This window comes from Rhodospirillum sp. A1_3_36, from assembly GCF_047263945.1.
Taxonomy (GTDB): Bacteria; Pseudomonadota; Alphaproteobacteria; order Rhodospirillales; family Rhodospirillaceae; genus Rhodospirillum.
On record NZ_JBLAVB010000012.1, the window covers coordinates 83,186 to 105,762 of the forward strand.

The 22,577-nt window shown below is 61.1% G+C and carries 22 protein-coding genes; 13 read left to right on the forward strand and 9 right to left on the reverse strand.

Translation table 11 applies throughout. The annotated features are described in order from the left end of the window. The first annotated feature begins 151 nt into the window (after positions 1-151). Genes ACLIRY_RS20200 through purU form a run of 7 tightly spaced genes read left to right on the forward strand, consistent with a single transcriptional unit; the run spans position 152 to position 8,897 of the window. Positions 152-1,405 carry a sarcosine oxidase subunit beta family protein gene (locus ACLIRY_RS20200; protein ID WP_413207231.1) on the forward strand — a complete coding sequence of 418 codons (1,254 nt, stop codon included), beginning with the start codon at positions 152-154 and terminating at the stop codon, positions 1,403-1,405. A 10-nt stretch (positions 1,406-1,415) separates the two neighbouring features. Then, positions 1,416-1,718 carry a sarcosine oxidase subunit delta gene (locus ACLIRY_RS20205; RefSeq protein ID WP_413207232.1) on the forward strand — a complete coding sequence of 101 codons (303 nt, stop codon included), beginning with the start codon at positions 1,416-1,418 and terminating at the stop codon, positions 1,716-1,718. After that, on the forward strand, positions 1,715-4,705 hold the full coding sequence (locus tag ACLIRY_RS20210; RefSeq protein WP_413207233.1) for a sarcosine oxidase subunit alpha: 2,991 nt from the start codon (positions 1,715-1,717) through the stop codon (positions 4,703-4,705). The genes ACLIRY_RS20205 and ACLIRY_RS20210 overlap by 4 nt, the downstream gene beginning before the upstream one ends. Positions 4,706-4,718: 13 nt before the next feature. Continuing rightward, positions 4,719-5,273: a sarcosine oxidase subunit gamma gene (locus ACLIRY_RS20215; protein ID WP_413207234.1), complete on the forward strand. Its 555-nt coding sequence runs from the start codon at positions 4,719-4,721 to the stop codon at positions 5,271-5,273. Between the two features lie 28 nt (positions 5,274-5,301). Next, entirely contained in the window at positions 5,302-6,570 is a 1,269-nt protein-coding gene (gene glyA / locus ACLIRY_RS20220; RefSeq protein ID WP_413207235.1) for a serine hydroxymethyltransferase, read from the forward strand. Continuing rightward, the gene (locus ACLIRY_RS20225; protein WP_413207236.1) at positions 6,571-7,980 is read left to right on the forward strand and encodes an L-serine ammonia-lyase; all 1,410 of its coding nucleotides are present in this window, start codon (positions 6,571-6,573) and stop codon (positions 7,978-7,980) included. 32 nt (positions 7,981-8,012) lie between these two features. Next, a complete protein-coding gene (gene purU, locus ACLIRY_RS20230; RefSeq protein WP_413207237.1) occupies positions 8,013-8,897 on the forward strand; it encodes a formyltetrahydrofolate deformylase in 885 nt (294 codons plus the stop codon). 64 nt (positions 8,898-8,961) lie between these two features. On the opposite strand, the gene ACLIRY_RS20235 is transcribed toward purU, so the two are convergent. The 5 genes from ACLIRY_RS20235 to ACLIRY_RS20255 all read right to left on the reverse strand — a co-directional run bounded on the left by ACLIRY_RS20235 (position 8,962) and on the right by ACLIRY_RS20255 (position 13,357). After that, complete coding sequence (locus ACLIRY_RS20235) at positions 8,962-9,414, reverse strand: NfeD family protein (RefSeq protein WP_413207238.1); 453 nt, start codon at positions 9,412-9,414, stop codon at positions 8,962-8,964. Positions 9,415-9,419: 5 nt separating this feature from the next. Beyond that, a complete protein-coding gene (locus tag ACLIRY_RS20240; RefSeq protein ID WP_413207239.1) occupies positions 9,420-10,073 on the reverse strand; it encodes an SPFH domain-containing protein in 654 nt (217 codons plus the stop codon). A gap of 5 nt (positions 10,074-10,078) precedes the next feature. Continuing rightward, on the reverse strand, positions 10,079-10,510 hold the full coding sequence (locus ACLIRY_RS20245) for an SPFH domain-containing protein (RefSeq protein WP_413207240.1): 432 nt from the start codon (positions 10,508-10,510) through the stop codon (positions 10,079-10,081). Positions 10,511-10,959: 449 nt separating this feature from the next. Then, entirely contained in the window at positions 10,960-12,096 is a 1,137-nt protein-coding gene (locus ACLIRY_RS20250; RefSeq protein ID WP_413207241.1) for a DNA recombination protein RmuC, read from the reverse strand. A gap of 13 nt (positions 12,097-12,109) precedes the next feature. Continuing rightward, positions 12,110-13,357, reverse strand: a complete 1,248-nt coding sequence (locus tag ACLIRY_RS20255) for a NupC/NupG family nucleoside CNT transporter (protein ID WP_413207242.1) — start codon at positions 13,355-13,357, stop codon at positions 12,110-12,112. 165 nt (positions 13,358-13,522) lie between these two features. Between ACLIRY_RS20255 and def the strand changes: the two genes are divergently transcribed. The 5 genes from def (at position 13,523) to ACLIRY_RS20280 (ending at position 17,906) form a co-directional block, all read left to right on the forward strand. Next, positions 13,523-14,041 carry a peptide deformylase gene (gene def, locus ACLIRY_RS20260; protein ID WP_413207243.1) on the forward strand — a complete coding sequence of 173 codons (519 nt, stop codon included), beginning with the start codon at positions 13,523-13,525 and terminating at the stop codon, positions 14,039-14,041. 84 nt (positions 14,042-14,125) lie between these two features. Further along, positions 14,126-15,028, forward strand: a complete 903-nt coding sequence (gene fmt / locus ACLIRY_RS20265) for a methionyl-tRNA formyltransferase (protein WP_413207264.1) — start codon at positions 14,126-14,128, stop codon at positions 15,026-15,028. A 4-nt stretch (positions 15,029-15,032) separates the two neighbouring features. Next, positions 15,033-15,785, forward strand: coding sequence for a tRNA pseudouridine(38-40) synthase TruA (gene truA / locus ACLIRY_RS20270; RefSeq protein ID WP_413207244.1), 753 nt, complete (start codon positions 15,033-15,035; stop codon positions 15,783-15,785). Then, the gene (locus ACLIRY_RS20275; protein WP_413207245.1) at positions 15,782-16,105 is read left to right on the forward strand and encodes a DMT family transporter; all 324 of its coding nucleotides are present in this window, start codon (positions 15,782-15,784) and stop codon (positions 16,103-16,105) included. Before truA ends, ACLIRY_RS20275 begins: the two co-directional genes overlap by 4 nt. A gap of 94 nt (positions 16,106-16,199) precedes the next feature. After that, positions 16,200-17,906 carry a methyl-accepting chemotaxis protein gene (locus ACLIRY_RS20280; RefSeq protein WP_413207246.1) on the forward strand — a complete coding sequence of 569 codons (1,707 nt, stop codon included), beginning with the start codon at positions 16,200-16,202 and terminating at the stop codon, positions 17,904-17,906. 182 nt (positions 17,907-18,088) lie between these two features. Here ACLIRY_RS20280 and ACLIRY_RS20285 read toward each other — a convergent pair whose 3' ends face one another. After that, the gene (locus ACLIRY_RS20285) at positions 18,089-19,000 is read right to left on the reverse strand and encodes a LysR substrate-binding domain-containing protein (RefSeq protein ID WP_413207247.1); all 912 of its coding nucleotides are present in this window, start codon (positions 18,998-19,000) and stop codon (positions 18,089-18,091) included. Positions 19,001-19,098: 98 nt separating this feature from the next. Here ACLIRY_RS20285 and ACLIRY_RS20290 point away from each other — a divergent pair, with 98 nt between their 5' ends. After that, positions 19,099-19,515, forward strand: coding sequence for a tautomerase family protein (locus tag ACLIRY_RS20290; RefSeq protein WP_413207248.1), 417 nt, complete (start codon positions 19,099-19,101; stop codon positions 19,513-19,515). 301 nt (positions 19,516-19,816) lie between these two features. Here ACLIRY_RS20290 and ACLIRY_RS20295 read toward each other — a convergent pair whose 3' ends face one another. Genes ACLIRY_RS20295 through dapD form a run of 3 tightly spaced genes read right to left on the reverse strand, consistent with a single transcriptional unit; the run spans position 19,817 to position 22,467 of the window. Further along, the gene (locus tag ACLIRY_RS20295) at positions 19,817-20,419 is read right to left on the reverse strand and encodes a hypothetical protein (RefSeq protein ID WP_413207249.1); all 603 of its coding nucleotides are present in this window, start codon (positions 20,417-20,419) and stop codon (positions 19,817-19,819) included. Then, a complete protein-coding gene (gene dapE / locus ACLIRY_RS20300; RefSeq protein WP_413207250.1) occupies positions 20,416-21,609 on the reverse strand; it encodes a succinyl-diaminopimelate desuccinylase in 1,194 nt (397 codons plus the stop codon). The genes ACLIRY_RS20295 and dapE overlap by 4 nt, the downstream gene beginning before the upstream one ends. A 15-nt stretch (positions 21,610-21,624) precedes the next feature. Further along, on the reverse strand, positions 21,625-22,467 hold the full coding sequence (gene dapD, locus ACLIRY_RS20305) for a 2,3,4,5-tetrahydropyridine-2,6-dicarboxylate N-succinyltransferase (RefSeq protein ID WP_413207251.1): 843 nt from the start codon (positions 22,465-22,467) through the stop codon (positions 21,625-21,627). Positions 22,468-22,577 lie beyond the last annotated feature (110 nt).

A 22,577-nucleotide genomic window follows, 5' to 3' on the forward strand; every position in this document is an offset into this window, starting at 1 on the left:
GGAAAATGCTCTAGATCACGATGAAATCAGGTCTGTCCGACCTGATTTCATAAACGTGATCTAAATCATATATTTAGAGCGGAATGAGACGGAAAACCGCACCCACTTTTCCTCATTCCGCTCTAGTCCTCCATAGCTGGCGGTATGCACCATGACGCGCTTCAACGCATTTTCCCTTCTGACGAACGCCCTGACCGGCCACAAGAATTGGACCGAGCAATGGCCCGACAGCCAACTCAAGGCCGAATACGACGTGGTCATTATCGGCGCGGGCGGCCATGGTCTGGGCGCCGCCCACTATTTGGCCAAAGAGCACGGCATCACCAACGTGGCGGTGATCGACAAGGGCTGGCTTGGCGGAGGCAATACGGGGCGGAATACGACCATCATCCGCTCCAATTACCTCTATGACGAGAGCGCCCGCCTGTTCGATCATGCGGTCGATTTGTGGGAGGACCTGAGTCAGGATCTCAACTACAATGTCATGTATTCCCGCCGGGGATGCCTGATGCTGGCCCATACGGTGCACGACGTCCAGAGCTTCAAGCGACACATCCATGCCAACCGCCTGAATGGGGTGGATAATCGCTGGCTCACCAAGGAAGAATGCAAGGAATACTGTCCTCCCTTGGATATCTCGCCGACGGCCCGGTATCCGGTTGTGGGCGGCGCCCTGCAGGAGCGAGCTGGAACCGCCCGCCATGATGCCGTGGCCTGGGGCTACGCCCGCAGCGCGTCCTCCCGGGGAGTCGACATCATCCAGAACTGCCCGGTTTTGGCCATCCGGCGCAATGCCCAGGGAGCCGTGGAGGGGGTGGAGACCGCCAAGGGATTCGTCAAGTGCAAGAAGATCGGCGTCTCCGTCGCCGGTCATACTTCAGTGGTCATGGAAACCGCAGGGGTGCGCCTGCCGTTGGAGAGTTATCCCCTTCAGGCCCTGGTGTCCGAACCCTTGAAGCCAATCTTCCCCTGTGTAGTCATGTCCAACGCCGTGCACGCCTATATCAGCCAATCCGACAAGGGCGAACTGGTGATTGGATCGGGCACGGACCAATACACCTCCTATTCCCAGCGGGGCGGCCTGCCGTTGATCGAACATACGGTCGCGGCGATTACCGAGATCTTCCCCATGTTCAACAGGGTGCGCATGCTCCGAAAATGGGGCGGCATCGTCGATGTCACCCCAGACCGGTCCGCGATCATCTCCAAGACGCCGGTTCCGGGGCTCTACGTCAATTGCGGGTGGGGCACCGGTGGTTTCAAGGCGACGCCGGGGGCGGCGCATACCTTGGCCTGGACCATCGCCAAGGACGAACCGCACCCGATCAACGCTCCCTTCACGCTTGACCGTTTCCGCACCGGTCGTCTGATCGACGAAGCGGCCGCAGCCGCCGTGGCGCATTGAGGATATCGATATGCTTCTGATCCATTGTCCCTACTGCGAGGAAACCCTGCCGGAGGTGGAGTTTGTCCACGCCGGTCAGGCCCATATCGCCCGCCCCGACCTGCCGTCCACTCAGACCGACGAGGAATGGGAAGCCTATCTGTATATCCGGGCCAACGAGAAGGGTGTTACGGCCGAACGCTGGCGCCATGTCCATGGGTGCGGCCGCTTCTTCAACGCCCTGCGCCACACCACGACGGATAAGTTCCTGACCACCTACAAGGCGGGAGAGCCCCGCCCTGATCTTCCCATTGAGGCGGAGAACCAGAAATGAGCCAGTTCCGTATTGCGGGCCGGGGGCGAGTCCGGTCCGACCGGCCCGTGCGGTTCACCTTCGACGGCAAGGACTATCAGGGGCTCGCAGGCGATACGATCGCCTCGGCCCTATTGGCCAATGGTGTCCATCTGGTGGGGCGATCCTTTAAATACCATCGCCCTCGCGGCATTCTTGGCGCCGGGTCGGAGGAGCCGAATGCCGTTGTCGGCACCAGCCGGGGAGCGGGACGCTTCGAGCCCAACACCCGCGCCACCGTTCAAGAAGTGTGGAATGGCCTGACCGTCACCTCCCAGAACAAATACCCCAGCCTGAAGTTTGACGTGGGCGCGGTGAACGACGCGGCCTACATGTTGTTTTCGGCGGGTTTCTACTACAAGACCTTCATGTGGCCGAAGTCTTTCTGGCACAAGGTCTACGAGCCCTTCATCCGGGCCGCTGCGGGTATGGGCGTCTCTCCCACCACGCCCGATCCGGACAGCTATGCCTCGCGCTATCTGCACTGTGATTTGCTGGTCGTCGGTTCCGGCCCCGCCGGTCTGGCCGCCGCCCGGGTGGGCGCGGACGCCGGTCTGAAGGTTGTCGTTGTCGATGAAAATGCCGAGGCAGGCGGCACCCTGCTGTCCGAGCCCCAGGCCCGGATTGACGGATTGGCGGCCTGGGATTGGCTGGATCGGGAAGTCAGTGCCTTGAAGGCCAAGGGTGTCCGGATCCTGACGCGGACCACGGCCATCGGCTATTACCACGAGAACATGGTCGGTCTCTGCCAGAAGCTGACCGACCACATGGACAGCCAACCCAAGAACCTGCCCCGGGAACGCCTTTGGCGGGTTCGGGCCCGCCGGGTGGTGCTGGCCCAGGGCGCCCTGGAAAAGCCACTGGTTTTCCATGGCAACGACCGTCCCGGTGTGATGCTGGCGGGCGCGGCGCAGACATACCTGAACCGCTATGGCGTCAAGGTGGGCCGTGAGCCGGTGGTTCTCACCAGCCATGACAGCGCCTGGTACGCGGCCTTCGATCTGGCCGACGCGGGAGCGCGGGTCAAGGCGATCGCTGATACCCGGCCCACCGTGTCAGACCACCTCTTGACCGAGGCCAAGAAACGGTCGATCCCCGTTCTTCTGTCCCATACGGCGGTGGCCACATCCGGGCGTCTTCGGGTGATCTCCATTAACCTTGCTGCGGTTGACGGCACCAAGGTTGGACAGCAGACCACCTATCCCTGCGATTGCGTCCTGATGAGCGGCGGCTGGACCCCCTCTCTGCACCTGTTTTCCCATACCCAAGGGACATTGGCCTGGGACGATGGCCAAAGTACCTTCCTGCCGGATGTCACGCGGGAAAACTGCGGCGTCGCGGGGGCCGGTCGAGGGCTTTGGGGCATCCAGGCCGCCGTTACCGATGGCGCCGAAAAGGGGAGGGAGGCCGTCCTGGCGCTCGGTGGAACATCCCATGTCACGGATTTGGCTGTCGAGAACGACCGCCCAGGGTCGGGGGTGTCCCACAGGGAATTGCCCACGAACCGCTACCTGGGAAAGAACAAGGCCTTCGTCGACTTCCAGAACGACGTGACGGCCAAGGATCTGCGGTTGGCGGTGAAGGAGGGCATGCGCTCCATCGAGCATGTGAAGCGCTATACCACCAACGGCATGGCCACCGACCAGGGGAAAATGTCGAACATCAACGGTCTGAACATCGCTGCCGAGGCCCTTGGAAAACGGGCACCGGAGGTGGGGTTGACCACCTTCCGTCCCCCCTATTCGCCGACCACGTTCGGTGCTTTCGCCGGGTATCACCGGGGGAGCCATTTCGAGGTGACGCGGAAGACCAATATCGACAGCTGGGCCGAGGAAAACGGCGCGGCCTTTGAACCGGTCAGCCAATGGCGCAGGGCTTGGTACTTCCCCAAGTCAGGGGAAGACATGGACGCTGCCGTGCGGCGCGAATGCCAGGCCACCCGGGCGAGTGTGGGGATCTTCGATGCCTCCACACTGGGGAAGATCGAGGTGGTCGGACCCGATGCGGCGGAATTCATGAACCGCATGTACACCAACCCCTGGACCAAACTGGCGCCGGGACGGTGCCGTTACGGTCTGCTGTTGGGGGATGACGGATATATCCGCGATGACGGCGTGATTGGTCGCATGTCCCAAGACAAATTCCACGTCACCACCACCACCGGTGGGGCGGCTCGGGTCCTCAATATGATGGAGGATTTTCTTCAGACCGAATGGCCTGACCTGAACGTCTGGCTGACTTCCACCACCGAACAGTGGTCGACCATCGCCTTGAATGGCCCGAACGCCGCCAAACTGCTGGCGCCGCTGGTGGAGGGGGTGACCCTCACCGAAGAGGCCTTCCCGCATATGTCCTGCGTGGAATGCACCGTGGCAGGCATGCCCGCCCGCCTGTTCCGCGTCAGCTTCACCGGAGAGATCGGGTTCGAGGTCAACGTCCCCGCCTACCAGGGCCGCGCTCTTTGGGAAATCCTGTGGAAAGCGGGGCAGCCCCTGGGCATCACCGCCTACGGAACGGAAACCATGCACGTGTTGCGGGCCGAGAAGGGCTACATCATCGTCGGTCAGGATACGGATGGCACCGTCACACCGGGCGACGCGGGATTGTCTTGGGCGGTCGGCAAAAAGAAACGGGACTTTGTCGGTATGCGCGGCATGGCGCGTCCCGACCTGGTGGCTCCTGGACGAAAGCAATTGGTGGGGCTTCTGACCGAAGACCGGAGCAAGCTGGAGGAAGGGGCGCAGATCGTTTTCGATCCCAACCAGCCCATCCCGATGACAATGGTCGGACATGTCACCTCGTCCTATCACTCCGACGCCGTCGGGCGGCCCATCGCTCTGGCTTTGGTCGAAGGGGGGCATGACCGGATGGGTGAGATCGTTCACATCCCCATGCCCGACCGGACAATCGCGGCGCGGATCACCAGCACCGTGTTCGTCGATCCCGAAAACGCGCGCGTCAAGATCTGACCTGGAGACGATGATGACCACGACTCTTTCTTCTCGGATTCCCGGTGTGCTCGCAACGTCCCCTGCCGTCCAGGTTTCCCTTCCCGCTCCCCGGGGGCGGCTGTCCTTGCGGGCCCGGGGGGACTTGACCCCCTTCGCCCAGCCCCTGGGATTCGCCTTGCCCGAGCGGATCGGCCAGCGTGCCCAAACGGATGATGTCCAGGCTCTCCGCCTGGGTCCCGATGAGTGGACCTTGAACACACCCGTTGACGCCGTCGCGGGGCTCATCGATGCTTTCGCGGCGATCTATCCCAGCCATCCCCACAGTCTGGTCGATATCTCGGGTCGGGAAATCAGTCTGGTGATTGACGGGACTCAAGCCAGCGAACTGCTGACCATTGGCTGCGCCCGAGATGTGGAGGCCATTCCGCCCGGCGAGGGACGCCGCACGCTGTTTGACGGGACGAGCGTCCTCCTGTGGCGGGACGCGCCCAATACCTACCGCATGGACGTTTGGAACAGCTTCGCACCGCATCTGTTGGCTTTGCTCAAGACCGGCTGCGCCGAACTGGCCGCCGAAAGCCTCTGAAATTAATAAAAATGTGGAGAACAGGTTCATGGTTACGCAAGCGCCTCGGGTCGAGGTGAAGGACGGAGTCGTTGCCGCCGCCTTGGCCGAGGAAATGACCCGCCAGAAGACCCAGATCGAACTGATTGCCTCGGAAAACATCGTGTCTGCCGATGTCCTGGCCGCCCAGGGGTCGGTCCTGACCAATAAGTACGCCGAAGGGTACCCCGGAAAGCGGTATTATGGCGGTTGCGAATACGTCGACAAGGTCGAAGCCGTCGCCATCGAGCGGCTGAAGCAGTTGTTCAACGCGGCCTATGTGAACGTGCAACCCCATTCCGGTGCCCAGGCCAATCAGGCGGTGTTTCTGGCTCTGCTCCAGCCCGGTGACCGGATCATGGGGTTGTCCCTGGCCCATGGTGGACACCTGACCCATGGATCTCCGGTGACCATGTCGGGCAAGTGGTTCGACGTGGTGTCCTATGAGGTGGATCCCGAGACCCACCTGATCGACATGGAAGCCGTGCGCAAGAAGGCCCTGGAAACCAAGCCGAAACTGATTGTCGCCGGGGCGTCCGCCTATCCGCGGAGCATCGACTTCGAAGGCTTCCGCAAGATCGCCGACGAAGTGGGCGCCTATCTGATGGTGGATATGGCCCATTACGCTGGGTTGATCGCCGGCGGGGTGTATCCCAATCCGGTTCCCCATGCCCATGTGGTCACCTCGACGACCCATAAGACCCTGCGTGGCCCCCGGGGCGGTGTCATCCTGACCAATGACGAAGCCCTGGCCAAGAAGCTGAATTCCGCCGTGTTTCCCGGAAATCAGGGGGGACCGCTGATGCATGTCATCGCCGCCAAGGCCGTGGCTTTTGGCGAGGCTCTGCGGCCCGAGTTTTCCGGCTATGCCCGCCAAGTGGTCGACAATGCCAGGGCCCTGGCCCAGGTATTGAAGGAGGGCGGTTTGGGGATTATTTCCGGCGGCACGGACAGTCACATGGTCCTGGTTGACCTGCGCCCCAAAGGGGTAACTGGAAAGATCGCTGAAATTGCGCTGGAGCGCGCGGGCCTGACCTGCAACAAGAACGCCATTCCCAACGATCCGGAAAAGCCGTTCGTGACGTCCGGGATCCGCCTGGGCACCTCTGCGGGCACGACCCGCGGTTTCGGCGAGGCGGAATTCAAGGCGGTGGGATCCATGATCCTGCGGGTCTTGGATGCCCTGTCCGCCAATCCCGAGGGAGACCGCGAGATTGAAGCCGCAGTCTTGGCCGAGGTGGAATCCCTCTGCGCCGCGTTTCCGATCTACGGCTCATGAATGTTCCTCTCGGTCTTTGATCTCTTCAAAGTCGGCATCGGTCCCTCTTCTTCGCATACCATGGGACCGATGTCGGCGGCGGCTCGCTTTCTCGATGACCTGCGGAGGACATCCCATGGGATGCCCGCAGCGGGAAAGCCGGTTCGCCTGGGCGCGCGCCTCCATGGGTCGCTCGCCTTCACCGGTAAAGGGCACGGCACGGACCGTGCCGTGATCCTTGGACTCTGTGGATTGCAACCCGATACCCTTGACCTGGACCGGATAGAGGAGATCGAAGAGGCTGTGCGCCGCGATGGCGCCGTGTTGGTCGAAGGATTTGGAGCTTTGGCTTTCAATCCGGACACGGATCTTGTCTTCGACTTTGGTCCGGCTTTGCCCGGACATGCCAATGGACTGGTCCTCACGGCCCTTGACGCTGCCGGGGAGGTCGTCCTGCGGGAGACCTATTATTCGATCGGTGGCGGGTTCGTTCTGACAGAGGCGGAACTGGCCGAAAAAGATGCGGAGAACCTGAACCTTCGCGCGGAAAAGCTCGCCCACCGCTTCCCCTATCCCTTTGGAACCGCCCGGGAAATGCTCGCCATGGGGCTGGCGTCGGGCAAGACGATCGCCCAGATGAAGCGCGCCAACGAGGAGGTCATGCATGGCGCCGAGCTGGATGCCGGATTGGACCGGATCTGGGAGGTCATGAATGCCTGTATTCAACGGGGATTGACCCTGGACGGTGTGTTGCCGGGGGGCCTGAAGGTCAAGCGACGGGCCAAGGCGATCTACGAACAGCTTCAGTCGGAGCGGACGCGGAATCTTCTCTACCCCCACCATGCCAATGACTGGATGAGCGTTTATGCAATGGCGGTGAATGAGGAAAACGCCGCAGGTGGTCGTGTCGTGACGGCCCCCACCAACGGCGCGGCGGGCGTCCTGCCCGCCGTCATTCGCTACTACTTCGACCATTGCGCGGGAGCAACCCGGGACGGCGTACGGGACCTGCTTTTGGTGGCCGCCGCCGTTGGTGGGCTGATCAAGCACAATGCTTCCATTTCCGGTGCGGAAGTGGGCTGCCAGGGCGAGGTGGGGTCCGCCGCCGCCATGGCTGCGGCCGGACTGTGCGCTGCCCTGGGGGGGAGCAACGAGCAGGTGGAAAACGCGGCGGAAATCGCCCTGGAACACCACCTGGGCCTGACCTGTGACCCGGCCTCGGGCCTGGTTCAGGTGCCCTGCATTGAGCGCAACGCCCTGGGGGCCATCAAGGCCGTGTCCGCAGCCAGTTTGGCATTGCGCGGCGATGGTGTGCATTTCATGCCATTGGATAACTGCGTCAAGGTCATGCTCGAGACAGGGCGGGACATGAATCTGAAGTACAAGGAAACCTCACAAGGGGGGCTCGCGGTCAATTTGCCTGAGTGCTGACCTGCGAAAAAAGAAGCAAAAAAGGAACAGCAATGACCGTTCAAATTCTCACCGTTTCTTGTCCCACGCGACGCGGGATTGTCGCTGCCGTATCCACCTACCTGTCGGATATGGGATGTGACATCCGCGATAGCAGTCAGTTCACGGACCGCGTAACAGGGCAGTTCTTCATGCGCCTGAACTTCATTTCGGAAGAAGGGAAAGGACGCGAGGACCTCTCCAATGGGTTCACGGACATAGCGAAGGATTTCTCCATCGACTATGCCTTCCACGATCAATCCCGCAAGGCGAAGGTCGTGATCATGGTCTCCCGGTTCGGGCACTGCTTGAACGACTTGCTGTACCGCGCCCGAATTGGTGCCCTGCCAATCGAGATCGTGGCTGTGATTTCCAACCACTTCGACTACCAGAAGCAGGTGGTGAATCACGATATTCCCTTCTATTGCATCAAGGTGACCAAAGAGAACAAGCTGGAGGCCGAGGCCGCCCAGATGCGTATTGTCGAGGAAAGTGGCGCGGATCTGATTGTCCTGGCGCGTTACATGCAAGTTTTGTCCGATAATATGTGCAAGACGATGTCGGGGCGGATCATCAATATCCACCATTCTTTCCTGCCGTCCTTCAAGGGCGCCAATCCCTATAAACAGGCCTATGAACGCGGGGTAAGGCTGATCGGTGCGACGGCCCACTACGTGACCGCCGACCTGGACGAGGGTCCGATTATCGAGCAGGACATCATTCGCGTCACCCATGCACAAAGCGCCGAGGACTACGTGTCCCTGGGGCGGGACGTGGAAAGCCAGGTTCTCGCCCGGGCGGTTCATGCCCATATCCATAACCGCGTGTTCCTGAACGGGAACAAGACGATCGTCTTCCCGGCGTCGCCGGATGAACATGTTTCTGAAAGGTTGGGATAACGGCTTCTAGAGCATGTTGCGTGAAATGTGATTCACGCAACATGCTCTAAACGGGTCCTCCCCTTTACGCCGCCGGTTCCACGGAAAGAATGCTTCCGTCAACGGCAGTGATGCGAACCGCTGTGCCCTTGGGCGTGTCCGGTCCTGTGACTGTCCAGGTGGAATCGCCGACCCGCGCCCGACCCCGCCCATTGACCAGATCGGTTACCAAGACACAGGTCGTCCCAATCAAGCTGGCCCCCCGTCGGTTCAAGGTCGGATCGCGTTCCTCGACGCTGCGACACTTCCACCAGATCCGTCCCCCTGCGGTAACCGCAAGGGAAAGAGCGGCAAACAGAAGAACCTGACCCTCCCAGGCCAAATGGGTGGCGAAGAGGATCACCCCCCCAACAATTGCCGCAGCGATCCCCACCCAAAGGAAGACAACGCCCGGCGCCATCAGCTCCAGGGCGAGCAGCACCACGGCCAAGATCCACCAATGCCAGAAGGTGGGCAGGAATCCTGGATCGATATCCATACCGCCTAACCCCAGGGGCCGGAGGAGGGGGACGCGCCGTCACGGCTGTCCGCTGTCGCATCCAGATTGGCCAGGGATACGGATATGGGAGCAGCGGCGGGCGAGGACGATGAAGAGGAAGCGGCAGATGTCGCCCGCGCGGACGGCGCGGCGACTCCCCCACCGACACCACTTGGAGCCTGGGGACCGAAGGCCTCCTTCGCCAGTTCTGCAATACCACCGATGGCCCCGATCACGCCCGAGGCCTCCAGGGGCATGAGGATCACCTTGTGGTTCTGGGCCGAGGCCATATCCTTCAGGGCATCCACATAAGTCTGAGCAACAAAGTAATTGATCGCCCGCACATCGCCCGACGCAATGGCCGCGCTGACCATGCTGGTGGCGCTGGCTTCGGCTTGGGCTTGCCGTTCCCGAGCCTCTGCATCGCGGTAGGCCGCTTCCCGACGCCCTTCGGTTTCCAGGATGGCAGCCTGTATCGCCCCTTCGGCCTTCAGAACTTCCGCCGCCCGCGCCCCTTCTGCCTCCAGGATTTGGGTGCGCTTCAGCCGTTCGGCCTTCATCTGACGGCCCATGGCTTCCACCAGATCCCGGGGCGGAGAGATGTCTTTGATCTCGATGCGGGTGACCTTGATGCCCCAGGGGTCGGTCGCATCATCCACCACCGTCAGAGCAGGCTGGCATTGATCCTGTCACGCTGGGACAGGAGTTCATCCAGGTCCAGGGAGCCCATGACCGTCCGGATATTGGTCATCGTCAGGTTAAGGATGGCCAATTCGAGCTGGCGCACCTCGTAGGCGGCGCGTTTCGCGTCGAGCACCTGATAAAAGACAACCCCGTCGACCTCCACCATAGCGTTGTCCTTGGTGATGATTTCCTGGCTGGGCACGTCCAGGACCTGCTCCATCATGTTCATCTTGGCGCCGATCTGGTCGACAAAGGGGACAATGACATTCAGGCCCGGGGTCAGGGTTCGGGTGTATTGCCCAAACCGCTCCAAGGTGCATTCCCAGCCCTGGGGCACGATGCGCACCCCCAGCAGCAGGATGAGCATCACCAACACCAAAATGGCGATAACAAGGATGGCAAATGCACTCATGACGGGACTCTCCAATGGCCGGGGGAGAACAGTCTACTCCTCCGATGAGAAGCCGCACAGCAATCATGGCATTGAAAACACTCAAAGGCCATCCGGTCCCGAGAACAGACCCATAGATCACGATGAAATCAGGTCTGCTCGACCTGATTTCATCGTGATCTATACACCGTTTCCTCGAAAATCCGGAAAACCTGCTTCGCAGTTTCTGGGCCCAGCCCAGACCCGCAAAGGGTCACGGCCCCTTTGATCCCCAATGGGGGTCCGGGGCCTCAGGCCCTGGTTTCGCCAAAGAGGTGCGGTCCACAGAGGTCCTTCAGGGCTGCGTGCCGCACCAGCATGATGGTCTTGCCATCGGAGATCTCTCCTCGCCTTGGTGGTCATGGGCACCCATCTCCTTGGCGTTTCAGGCGATGTGGTCGGCCCCCTCTTAGAGGAGTCAGGCCCAAAGGTCAGGCCGGAGGCAGTAACCCCCCATCGGCATCCTCTCCGCCTCCAAACTCCACTTCCTCGATGCGATCGCCCCGGCGGACAATCTTTTCCGTGGAGATCTGTATTTGACGCACATCCTCCACCGCTTGGCCGAAATGGCGGGCCAGATTGCCCACACGTTCATCCAGGCGCCCCACATCTTCGACCAGGGCGCGCGTTTCCTTGCGAATGATCCCCGCCATCTCTGTCATCCGGGCATCCTTCAGGATAGCACGGACAGTGTTGAGGGTCGCCATCAGGGTCGTGGGCGAGACGATCCACACCCGCCGCCGGAAAGCCTCGTCCACCACCTGGGGGAAGCTGGCGTGCAGTTCGGCGTAGACCGCTTCAGCCGGTAGGAACATCAGGGCCGAATCCGCCGTCTCATCGGCGATGATGTATCGTTCGGCAATGTCTTTCACATGCTTGAGCACATCCGCAGCGAAAGCCTTGCCCGCCTTTTGCCGCTCCGCCTCGTCCCGGGCGTTGCGCAGGGCGCGGAAGGACTCCAGGGGATATTTGGCGTCGACGGCGATCAGCCCCGGTGGGTTGGGCAGGTCCAGCACGCAATCGGCAATCCGACCGTTCCCCAGCTTGGCCTGGAAGCGGTAGGCATGGGGCGGCAGAATATCACGCACCAAGTCTTCCATCTGGGTCTGGCCCAGCGCCCCCCGGGCCTGTTTGTTGGACAGAATGTCTTCCAAACCCGCCATCTGTTGGGACAGGTCGGTGATGGTCTTTTGGGCCGCGTCGATGGTGGCCAGCCGCGCCCGCAGGTCCTGCATGGTCTCCGCCTGCCGGTCAGAGGACCTTTGCAACCCCTCCCCGAGACGGCGGGTCAGGTCGGCGATGCGCTCCTCCAATACCCGGGTGACTTGCCGTTCCTGGTCCTGGAGACGCTCGCCCACCAGATTGGCAGTCACCGCCTGACTCTCCACCAACTGGCCCAACCGCCCGGCCAGTTGGTCGAGCCGGGGGTCTCGCCGTCCGCTCCCCCGGGCGAGCACCAGGACCAAGGCCACCACCCCCAATAGAACCGCCAACAGAGCCACCAGAAGCGGCGCGGCTTCGGGAGAGAACAGGCGCTCCATCAGTGCCTCGAGTTGGGTTGGGGACATGGCCTGGCGCCCCCTACCAGAGGAGGAGGCCGACAACGGCCCCCGTCATGCAGGTGGCGATGGTCCCCGACAGAATGGATTTTCCCGACAGGTCGATGATTTCCTTGCGGCGCTCTGGCGCGATGGCGATCAAGCCCCCGATCATGATCCCCAGGGAGCCCAGGTTGGCGAAACCGCACAGGGCATAGGTCATGATCATGGACGAGCGGGGGGAGAGGCTCCCTTCCGGCAGTTTGGACAGGTTCAGATAGGCGATGAACTCGTTCAATACGGTCTTCACCCCCATCAGGGTTCCCGCTGTTTGCGCCTCGGCCCAGGGAATGCCCATCAACCAGCAGACCGGAGCCATGACCCAGCCCAGCATCCGTTCCAGGGTCAGGGGCGCCCCGGCGATGTCCGGCAAGACCCCCAGCATGGAATTGGCCAGGGCCACCAGGGCCACCATGACCAACAACAGGGCCACCACATTGATGAACAACTGGACACCCTCCATGGTGCCGATGGTGATCGCCTCCATGGAGCCATGGGCTTCCGGCGGAGGCAGTTCGAAGGTGCCTTCCGTGCCCTGCTCACCGGGGACCATGATCAGAGCGACAATAATGGCCGCAGGGGCAGAGATCAGCGAGGCCGTGAGGATCTGCCCCAGGGGATTGTCGACAACCCCGGTGAGGAAGGTCGCATAGATCACCATGACCGTCCCGGCGATGGTCGCCATGCCACAGGTCATCACCACGAAGAGTTCGGATCGGGAGAGGGTCTTGATGTAGGGCCGCACAAACAACGGGGCCTCCACCATACCCACGAAAATGTTCGCCGCAGCACCGAGACCCACGGCACCGCCAACGCCCAGGGTCTTTTCCAACACCTTGGAGACCAGTTTGACGATGAAAGGCAGGACTCCCCAATAGAACAGCAGGGAGGAGAGTGCGCTCATGACAATCAGGATCGGCAAGGCCTGGAAAGTCAGGATAAAGTCCGCCCCCGGATAGGGCAGGTCAAAGGGGGTGCCGCCGCCACCCAAATAGCCGAAGACGAAGGAGGTTCCCGCCTTCGTCGCCTCTTGCAGGGCTAGAACCGCGTTGTTTAACAGAATAAAAAAGGACTGGACCGGCGGGACCTTCAACAACACCAGAGCCAACACGATCTGGAAAACCACACCGACCAGGACGGCCCGCCAGGGCACCTCTCGGCGGCTCTCGCTGATCGCCCAGCAAAACAAGAGGAATACCCCAAGGCCCAGAAGGCTTTGCCCGATTTCCATGCGATCCCACCCCCACATGAGTCCCAACCAACCGGCACCATAAGGGAAGGGCTTCCCTCTGGAAAGCCTTCGGATGCTTGACGCTTTCGTTGCTGCAGCTTATGTGGAAGCCAAGAGAGCGTTCCCAAAAACCACACGAAACCTACGAAAAGGAGGGTGGGCGACATGGCCCTACTCCCCATTATCACGGCCCCCGACCCGCGCCTGAAGCAAAAATGCAAATCCGTCGAGGCCGTGGACGCCGAAATCGTCCAGTTGATGGATGACATGCTCGAAACTATGTACGACGCTCCGGGCATCGGTTTGGCCGCCCCCCAGGTGGGCGCGCTGAAGCGTGTCATCGTGGTGGACGTGGCCCGCGAGGCAGAACCCCCAAGCCCCCTATGTCTGGCCAACCCGGAAATCATCTGGGAATCCGAGAATACCAAGTCCTATGAGGAGGGGTGCCTCTCCGTTCCCGAGCAATACGACACGGTCGTCCGCCCGGATCGGATCAAGGTCCGTTACCTGGACCGCGAGAACAAGCGCCAGGAGATCGAGACCGACGGCCTTCTGGCCGTGGTCCTGCAACATGAAATCGACCACCTGAACGGTGTGCTGTTCGTGGACTACCTGTCTTCGCTCAAGCGCAACATGATCCTCCGGCGGGTCCGCAAGATGAAGAAACCGGGAGTCGACGCGTGAGACAAAATACTCCTTTAAACAGCGCGGAATGAGGACGGAAAACCGGTGCCCACTTTTCCTCATTCCGCTCTCAAGACCATCTTTATGGGAACACCGGATTTTTCCGCCCCCATTCTCGAGACTCTGTACCTCCATCCCGCCTTCGACGTCATCCACGTCTATTGCCAACCCCCCCGTGCCGCCGGACGGGGCAAAAAACCCCGTCCGACCCCGGTCCATCAGACGGCTGAAACCCTGGGGATCCCCGTTTCCCATCCTGAGCGCCTGAAGGCGCCGGAGGAACAAGCCAAATTCGCCGCCCTCGGCGCGGATGTGGCCGTGGTCGCCGCCTATGGTTTGATCCTGCCCCAGGCAGTGCTTGACGCACCGCGCCTGGGCTGTGTGAACATCCATGCCTCCCTGCTGCCGCGCTGGCGGGGCGCTGCCCCCATCCAGCGGGCTATCATGGCCGGAGACCGTGAAACCGGCGTGACCATCATGCAAATGGACCTGGGCCTGGACACGGGGGATATGCTCCTGGAGGAGCGTCTGCCCATCACAGCGGAGACCACGGCGGCGACCCTGCACGACGCCTTATCCGCCCTGGGTGCCAAACTGATTGTGCCCGCCCTCTTGGGCCTGAATGACGGCTCCCTCCCTCCCCGCCCCCAGCCGGAGGGCGGCATCACCTACGCTGCCAAGATCGACAAGGCCGAAGCCCGCCTGGATTGGGCTCGCCCTGCGGCGGAGTTGGACCGCCATGCCCGGGGCCTCTCTCCCTTCCCTGGCGCTTGGTTCGAGCATGGCGGAGAGCGGATCAAGGTCCTGATGTGCGCAGCGGAAGCCGGATCCGGCGAACCGGGTGTCCTGCTGGATGACTCCCTTCTCGTGGCCTGTGGCGAAGGGGCGCTCCGCCTTTTGACTGTCCAGCGCCCGGGTAAGGGCCCCCTGGCTGCAAAGGACTTTCTACGCGGCTACGCCCTGCCCATCGGCACACGATTGAGCTGAGCCCATGCCCCGCTACCGCCTGACCGTGGAATATGACGGCGGCCCCTATGTGGGCTGGCAAAGACAAAGCAATGGCCCCAGCATCCAACAATCCTTGGAGGAGGCCGCCTTCAAGCTCTGCGGACAAGAGACCCGGGTCCAGGGGTCGGGGCGGACAGACAGCGGCGTCCACGCCCTGGGACAGGTCGCCCACCTGGATCTGCCCAAGGATTACGGTGCGGATACGGTGCTCAAGGCCCTCAACGCCCACCTGCGCCCCCAGCCCATCAGCATCCGCGCGGTCCAGGGGGTTTCCGACGACTTCCACGCCCGCTTTTCCGCCATCGAGCGCTCCTACATCTACCGAATCCTCAACCATCCGGCCCATCCGGCGCTGGAGGAGGGCCGCGTCTGGTGGGTCCCCAAGCCACTGGACGCCGAAGCCATGCACGACGCCGCCCAAGTCTTCGTGGGGCAACATGACTTCACCAGTTTTCGCGCTGCCGAATGCCAATCCGACAGCCCAGTCAAAAGCATCACGGAAATCACCGTCACTCGGTCGGGGGATGAAATCCGCCTGTTTGCCCGGGCCCGGTCCTTTCTGCACCACCAGATCCGCAATTTTGTCGGCACCCTGGCCATGGTGGGTGACGGGCGCTGGACAGCGGAGGATGTAAAACAGGCGCTCGACGCCCGGAACAGAGCCGCAGCCGGTCCCACAGCCCCACCCCAGGGGCTCTATTTTCTTGCCGCCCGCTATCCGGAAGAGACCCCATGACCACTTGGCTTATCCTTGGCACCGCCATTGTCTTCGAAGTTATGGGCACCACAGCCATGAAGTTTTCGGACGGCTTTACCCGCCTGTGGCCCTCTGTAGCGCTGGTGGCTTGCTATGCGGCCAGCTTCTATCTGCTGACACTGACCTTGAAGCGCCTGGATGTTTCCATCGCCTATGCCATCTGGTCGGGTGCGGGGACGGTTCTGATCACCTTGATCGGTATCGTTCTGTTCAAGGAACCGGCGACGGTTCTAAAGTTACTGTTTATCGGTATGATCATTACCGGAGTTGTTGGCCTGAACATGCTGACAAAGCACTGATTGCGTCAGAATGCATCAATCCGGTTATGTACATTTCCACCTTTCCCATACTATAGTATAAAATTCTTGCAAAAGCAAAAACCCGGGGTCCACCATGTCTGCAGAATTCGATTTTCGCCTGAACCACTATGGCTTGTCTGATCAACACATCCAAGCAGTCCGGGCCTTCTGGCCGACCCTTGAAAGGGGTCTCGACGGGATCCTGGACAGCTTCTATTCCAAGATCATGGCGACTCCGGGAGCGGATCGGCTCTTTGCCGATCAAACAACAGTCCAGTCCGCCCGGGACAAGCAAAAGATCCACTGGACCCAGGTTTTCTCCTGTTCCTTCGACCAGTCCTACGAAGACCGCTGCATCCGCATCGGTCAGAGTCACGAACGGCTGGGGATTTCCCCCCTATGGTATTGTGGCGCCTACAACTGCGTGCTGTCCCGGCTGCTCGACATCGCTGCCAAATCCGCATTCCTGGGCCGGGACAATCCTGTTCTCCGTCATGGGATCCAATCCCTGGTGATGATGGACTTGGAACTGGTTCTAAGCGCCTTCATCGGCTCTTCCGAATCGACGGAAGGGAGCCAGACGGCGATCCGCCTCTCCACGGAGATGATTGATGCGACGGTGGATATTTCCATCCACGTCAATGAAACGGCCGTCGCCAACGCGGAGATGTTGCGCTCGACCTTGAGTATGGACGAAAGCGCCCAGGGCATCTCGGCTGCGGTGGAAGAGTTGGTGGCCAGCATCCAGACCATCGGCCATACCTCCCAAGGGGTGGTCGGGCAGGCTCGCGATGCCAATACGGCGGCCCAGGTCGGGCTCTCAGCGGTCCAACGCGCATTGACAGGCAACGGCGCGGTGGTGGAGCGGGTCAACGGTGCCGTCTCGCGGATCGAGGAGTTGGCTCAGGCTTCCCAACGGATCGAGGAAATCATTGGATCCATTGAGGACATCGCCAGCCAAACCAACCTGCTTGCCTTGAATGCCACCATTGAGGCCGCCCGGGCTGGAGAAGCAGGCAAGGGGTTCGCCGTGGTCGCCAACGAAGTCAAAGCGCTTGCCAACCAGACCGCCCGCTCGACAGAGGATATCCGCAATCGGATCAGCACCGTCCTGTCGGAAATAAACACCATCACCCAAGAAATGGACATGGTGAAATCCGTGGTCGACGAGGGCCGTACCACCATGATGGAGGTCACCGAGCAGGTCGGTACGATTTCCGCTGGAATCGATGACGTCACCACGGGGATGGACGAGATCGCCCGCATCCTCGAGGAACAGACGCTCGCCTCAAGCGAGGTGTCCGAGGGTGTCTCGGCCATTGCGCGGCTCGCCAGCCGGAGCGTCACGGAAATCAATGATGTGGTCACCTCCATGGATGCGGTGGAGAAAACCGTAGAAAAACAGCTGTATAAATTGGCGGAGACTGACATCCCGCACAAAGTTATCCGCTTTGCCAAGTCCGATCATGCGGTCTGGAAAAAGCGCCTTGCCGACATGTTGGCCGGGCGGGAGAGCCTCCGTCCTGAGGAGCTGTCCTCTCACGAGAACTGCCAGTTGGGACAATGGTATTTTGGTGAAGAGGCGGCCCGCTATCGGACCCTCCCATCCTTCTCAAGGCTCGCCGATCCCCACAAAAGGATCCACCAATCCGGCATCGATGCCGTGCGCCGTTACAACAGTGGAGACATGGACGGAGCAGTGGAGTCTGTGCGGGCCGTGGAAGAAGAAAGCACTCTGGTGCAGACCCTCCTCGACTCCCTTCTTGCCGAAGCCATGGCTCAGGAAAAAAGAGGGAAGTAAGCACACCTTCCTTCCCTCTTTGCCTTCCCTCTTTGCCTTCCCTCTTTGCCTTCCCTCTTTGCCTTCCCTCTTTGCCTTCCCTCTTTGCCTTCCCTCTTTGCCTTCCCTCTTTGCCTTCCCTCTTTGCCTTCCCTCTTTGCCCTCCCCCTTTGCCCTCCCCCTTTGATGGGGTCCGATAGCGGTTATCGCAGGCAGTCAACCAGCAGCTCACGAACGTCCGACAGAAATGCGGATTCCCCTACGCGCGGGGCAGTGAGGAGAAAGTCGACTTCCGGCAAGGCGGGAAGATCGGGAATCCCCTTCGGTGGGATCGCCCCATCCGGAACGGCGGAGGCGTTGAGACAGGTCACGCCCAACCCTGCGGTCACCGCCATTTGCAAGCCGGCCACGCCAGATGCTGAATGGGCGATCCCGTAGGAGACACCGCTGGCGTCGAGAATTCTGACAACAAAGCGCTGCAGCGAACAGGTTTCGGGAAGAACAAGAAGCGGCATGCGGGAATCCCCCAATGGGGTCTCCGAGGGGGAGAACGAAGGATCGCAGATCCACATCAACGGCTCGCGCCTCAGCCTGATTTGGTTTGGGGGGCAGGGAACCGCCTGCCCGTCCCGGTCGAGGATTGCCATCGAAATCCCCAGGTCAAACGCCCCCCCCTCCATATCTTTTTCGATCTGCGCACTCTTGCGAATAGAGACATGTAAATGCAGCCGGGGAAACCGGTCCCGTACCCGCCGCAGAATCCCCGGCAAAGCGCCCGGGCGGAAGTAATCCGTTATCGCCAGATGCAGGTCACCGACGAGATGGGAATCCCGCATATCCCGATAGGCAGCGTCGCTCAGGGCTAGCAACTCGCGGGCATGGCCGAGCAGGCGGTTCCCTGCCGGAGTTGGCGTTGCGCCACTCTTTCTCCGGACAAGAAGCGGCAAGCCGCAGACCTCTTCCAGCTTGCGGATTTGTTCGCTCACAGCCGATTGCGACCGGCAGAGGTGCGGCGCGGCCGCCGAAAGGCTGCCTGCGTCCGCGACCGCTACGAGCGTATTCAGAAGATCCAGGTCGAAATGCCGGGCCATAGGCGCGCCTTCCTTCTCATCCACCCGTTTTTCCGATGGATGATATCAGATGTTCCCGCTTTTCCAATGGAGTTTGCAGGGACATGATCGGCGCATCGGAACAAGAGCCCAGGAGCCCAAACATGCCCGGAATCATGCTGACCGTCTCGGGAGAGCCTGACCAAACCCTAACGAACCGTCTCGCCGAAGAGATTTCCGCCCTTACCTGCCGGGTTCTGAAGAAAGAACGGTCCCGGACCGCGGTTTTTATTCGGTACTTCCCCCGCACCCAATGGTTCATCGCCGGACAATCCCTGGCCGACATGGGACGGAACGCGTTCCGCCTGGAGGTCACGATTACGGACGAAACGAACACCAAGACGGAGAAGGCCGACTATCACCGGGCCGCCTTCGCCTTGCTCGCGGAGATCATTGGTGACCTCCATCCCCATTCGAATGTCCACATCATCGATTGTCGGGCATCGGCCTACGGGTACGGAGGTCTGACCCAGGAAGAACACCGTTTCCGCAGCATGGCTTCTGCGCCCTGCTTTGAGTGAAACGGACCCAGTTTCCAGAGGCCACGATAGGGGGTATTTTCCCCTCACGGGGCTTTGCGCCGTCCCCCACTGGGGCCGAAGGGCCCCAGACCCCAGGCCATAAAAAAATGGGGGTTTAGGGGCATTTGCCCCCAAATGGGCTTGGCCAATCGCCCACAAAAGACGAGACACTGTCGTGTGCGGTGCCCAGTTTCACTCTCATTTTATAAATTTTCGAGCATCGAGCGGAAAAGTGGAAATCGGTTTTCCGGTCCACGCGATGTTCTAACCATTTGATCTAGTGCCTCCGCAGGGTCGGCGATTACATATCGGGCATGACGGTGGTCGCCCCGGCCATCAACAGGCTGTGGATGATCGCCGCTGAAGCCTGGGTGAGGATTAAATCGAGGATCACCACCGCCACGGCCGACGACAGGGTCAAACCCAAGCCATGGCGGGCCAAAAAGCCCAAATAAATTGCCATACCCAGGAACAGGGCCAAATCCAAAAAGGCCACCGGACCGCCGGGTCCGCCAGCGCCAAGCAGCGAGGCCACGGCCACCGGCAAATAGGCCAACATGAAGGGAACCTGAAGCCAGTTGTAGGCCGCAAGCCAGCGGAAATAGACTTGGCGCCGCCCCAAGAGGTGAGAAACCCCCTCCATCACCACCGGGAACAGTGTCCAACCGATGATATAGTGGGCCAACTTCAGAAAAGCGAAAGCCAACAGGGATCCACTGGCTTCATCACCGCTCAACCGATCCATGGTGGCGTAAAGAACGAAGACAGGCGCCAGAAACAAGGCCGCCCCAAAGCTGCGCAGGGCCTCCCTGGGCGTATTCTCGAATTCCTTGAAGCCCAGGGGATTCAAACGCAGCAACCACCCCAGGCCGCGCAGCACGCGGGCGGCCTGTTCGATTGTCATGACTGCGCCTCTCCGAAATAGGTCGCCAGAATACGGTGGTAGATGCCCGTCAGGGCTTCCAGGTCCGTCACCGGGACCCGTTCATCCACCTTATGCATGGTCTGACCCACCAAACCGAACTCGGCCACGGGACAATGGTCCTTGATGAACCGGGCATCCGAAGTTCCACCCGAGGTGGACAGCTCCGGCCTGCGTCCGGTCACGGCCTCACAGGCATTGGAAATCAGGTCCGATAATTGGCCTGGCGCTGTCAGGAAGGCCTCACCGCTGATCGCCGTCGTCAGCTCAAACCGGTCTGCATCACCGTCACAGGCCTTCAGGCAGGTGTCGCGCAGCATTTTAGCCAAGCCCTCCCCGGTATGAAGATCGTTGAAGCGAATATTCAGCTTCACCGTCGCCTGCCCCGGAATCAGATTGGCCGCCTTGTTGCCCACATCGATGCTGGTCAGTTGCAGGCTGGAGGGCTGGAAGTGATCTGTCCCCGCGTCAAGAGGGCTTTCCAGCAACAGGCCGGTCAGCCGCGACACCCGGTGAAGGGGGTTATCAGCCAAATGGGGGTAGGCCACATGGCCCTGACGCCCCTTCAACAGGATCGTCGCGTTGATGCTTCCCCGCCGCCCAATCTTGATCATATCGCCCAGACCCTCTGGGTTGGTGGGCTCACCCACCAGACAGAGGTCCATGCGCTCTCCCGCCCCGTCCATCCAGTCGAGCACCTTGCGGGTGCCATTGACGGCCGGCCCTTCCTCGTCTCCGGTGATCAGGAAGGCGATGGAGCCCTGCGGTGCGCCGCGCTCGGTCAGCAATCGTGCTACGGCGGCGACAAAGCAGGCAATGCCGCCCTTCATATCCGCAGCACCCCGCCCGACCAAGTCGCCGTCGACCAGATCGCCGGAAAAGGGTTTGGCCTTGCTCCAGCCCTCACCGGGCGGGACCACGTCCGTATGCCCGGCATAGCCGAAACAGGGACCCTCTGTCCCCAAACGGGCGTAGAGGTTGTCGACCGGATCCGTCCCCTCTTCTGTGAAGGTCAGACGGTGGCAGACGAATCCCAGGGCTTCCAACGCTCCAGCGAGCAGGTCCAGCGCTCCCGCATCCACGGGCGTCACACTTTCCCGCCCGATGAGGGCGCGGGCCAGGGGCAGTGGATTGGCAAGATCCGCTGCGTTGATTACGGAAGGAGAGGACAAGGTTTGGACGTCCCCTTAATCGCGCAACAGATCGTTGATGGAGACCTTGGCACGGGTCTTTTCGTCCACCCGTTTCACGATGACCGCACAATACAGGCCCGGACCCGGGGTGCCGTCGGGCAGAGGTTTGCCAGGCAGAGTGCCCGGGACCACCACCGAATAGGCCGGAATGCGGCCCATGAAGACCTCGCCCGTCGTCCGGTCGATGATCTTGGTGGATGCGCCAATGTAGACGCCCATGGACAGAACGGCGCCGGTCTCGACAATAACACCCTCGACCACTTCGGAGCGGGCACCGATGAAACAATTATCCTCGATGATTACCGGACCGGCCTGTAGGGGCTCCAACACGCCGCCGATGCCCACGCCGCCAGACAGATGCACATTCTTGCCAATTTGGGCACAGGATCCGACGGTGACCCAGGTATCGACCATCGTACCGCTATCCACATAGGCGCCCAGGTTCACAAAGCTGGGCATCAGCACCACGCCCGGAGCGACATAGGCGGATTTGCGCACGATACAGTTCGGAACAGCGCGAAATCCCGCAGCGCGAAACTCGGTCTCTGTCCAGCCGGAGAACTTGCTGGGCACCTTATCCCACCAAGTGGCGTTGCCGGGCCCCCCATCAATTGCCGTCATATCGTTCAGCCTGAAGGACAGCAGGACGGCCTTTTTCAGCCATTGGTTCACCACCCAGGCACCGTCTTTTTTCTCGGCGACTCGATAGGTTCCGGAATCCAGCCCAGCCAGGGCGGCGTCCACGGCCTCGCGCACGTCTCCCCGGGTGGCGGCGCTCACGCCTTCACGGTTATCCCAGGCGGCTTCGATGGACTTTTCAAGGCTTTCGGTCGTCATGGCGCGAACGCGGTCCCTATGGTTCGGCCCTACCCAGGTACGACTGAGTGAGGGGAGAGTGAGGAAAACCCTGTCCCCATTGTGGTCAAAGGCCAAGCATCGGGGCGGTG

Coding starts and splice junctions, on each gene's coding strand:
- ACLIRY_RS20210 (WP_413207233.1), top strand. CDS start 1,715: ATGAGCCAGTTCCGTATTGCGGGCCGGGGGCGAGTCCGGTCCGACCGG.
- purU (WP_413207237.1), top strand. CDS start 8,013: ATGACCGTTCAAATTCTCACCGTTTCTTGTCCCACGCGACGCGGGATT.
- ACLIRY_RS20215 (WP_413207234.1), top strand. CDS start 4,719: ATGACCACGACTCTTTCTTCTCGGATTCCCGGTGTGCTCGCAACGTCC.
- ACLIRY_RS20275 (WP_413207245.1), top strand. CDS start 15,782: ATGACCACTTGGCTTATCCTTGGCACCGCCATTGTCTTCGAAGTTATG.
- ACLIRY_RS20225 (WP_413207236.1), top strand. CDS start 6,571: ATGTTCCTCTCGGTCTTTGATCTCTTCAAAGTCGGCATCGGTCCCTCT.
- glyA (WP_413207235.1), top strand. CDS start 5,302: ATGGTTACGCAAGCGCCTCGGGTCGAGGTGAAGGACGGAGTCGTTGCC.
- ACLIRY_RS20250 (WP_413207241.1), bottom strand. CDS start 12,096: ATGTCCCCAACCCAACTCGAGGCACTGATGGAGCGCCTGTTCTCTCCC.
- ACLIRY_RS20290 (WP_413207248.1), top strand. CDS start 19,099: ATGCCCGGAATCATGCTGACCGTCTCGGGAGAGCCTGACCAAACCCTA.
- ACLIRY_RS20255 (WP_413207242.1), bottom strand. CDS start 13,357: ATGGAAATCGGGCAAAGCCTTCTGGGCCTTGGGGTATTCCTCTTGTTT.
- ACLIRY_RS20280 (WP_413207246.1), top strand. CDS start 16,200: ATGTCTGCAGAATTCGATTTTCGCCTGAACCACTATGGCTTGTCTGAT.
- ACLIRY_RS20295 (WP_413207249.1), bottom strand. CDS start 20,419: ATGACAATCGAACAGGCCGCCCGCGTGCTGCGCGGCCTGGGGTGGTTG.
- ACLIRY_RS20205 (WP_413207232.1), top strand. CDS start 1,416: ATGCTTCTGATCCATTGTCCCTACTGCGAGGAAACCCTGCCGGAGGTG.
- fmt (WP_413207264.1), top strand. CDS start 14,126: ATGGGAACACCGGATTTTTCCGCCCCCATTCTCGAGACTCTGTACCTC.
- ACLIRY_RS20245 (WP_413207240.1), bottom strand. CDS start 10,510: ATGAGTGCATTTGCCATCCTTGTTATCGCCATTTTGGTGTTGGTGATG.
- def (WP_413207243.1), top strand. CDS start 13,523: ATGGCCCTACTCCCCATTATCACGGCCCCCGACCCGCGCCTGAAGCAA.
- ACLIRY_RS20235 (WP_413207238.1), bottom strand. CDS start 9,414: ATGGATATCGATCCAGGATTCCTGCCCACCTTCTGGCATTGGTGGATC.
- truA (WP_413207244.1), top strand. CDS start 15,033: ATGCCCCGCTACCGCCTGACCGTGGAATATGACGGCGGCCCCTATGTG.
- ACLIRY_RS20200 (WP_413207231.1), top strand. CDS start 152: ATGACGCGCTTCAACGCATTTTCCCTTCTGACGAACGCCCTGACCGGC.
- dapD (WP_413207251.1), bottom strand. CDS start 22,467: ATGACGACCGAAAGCCTTGAAAAGTCCATCGAAGCCGCCTGGGATAAC.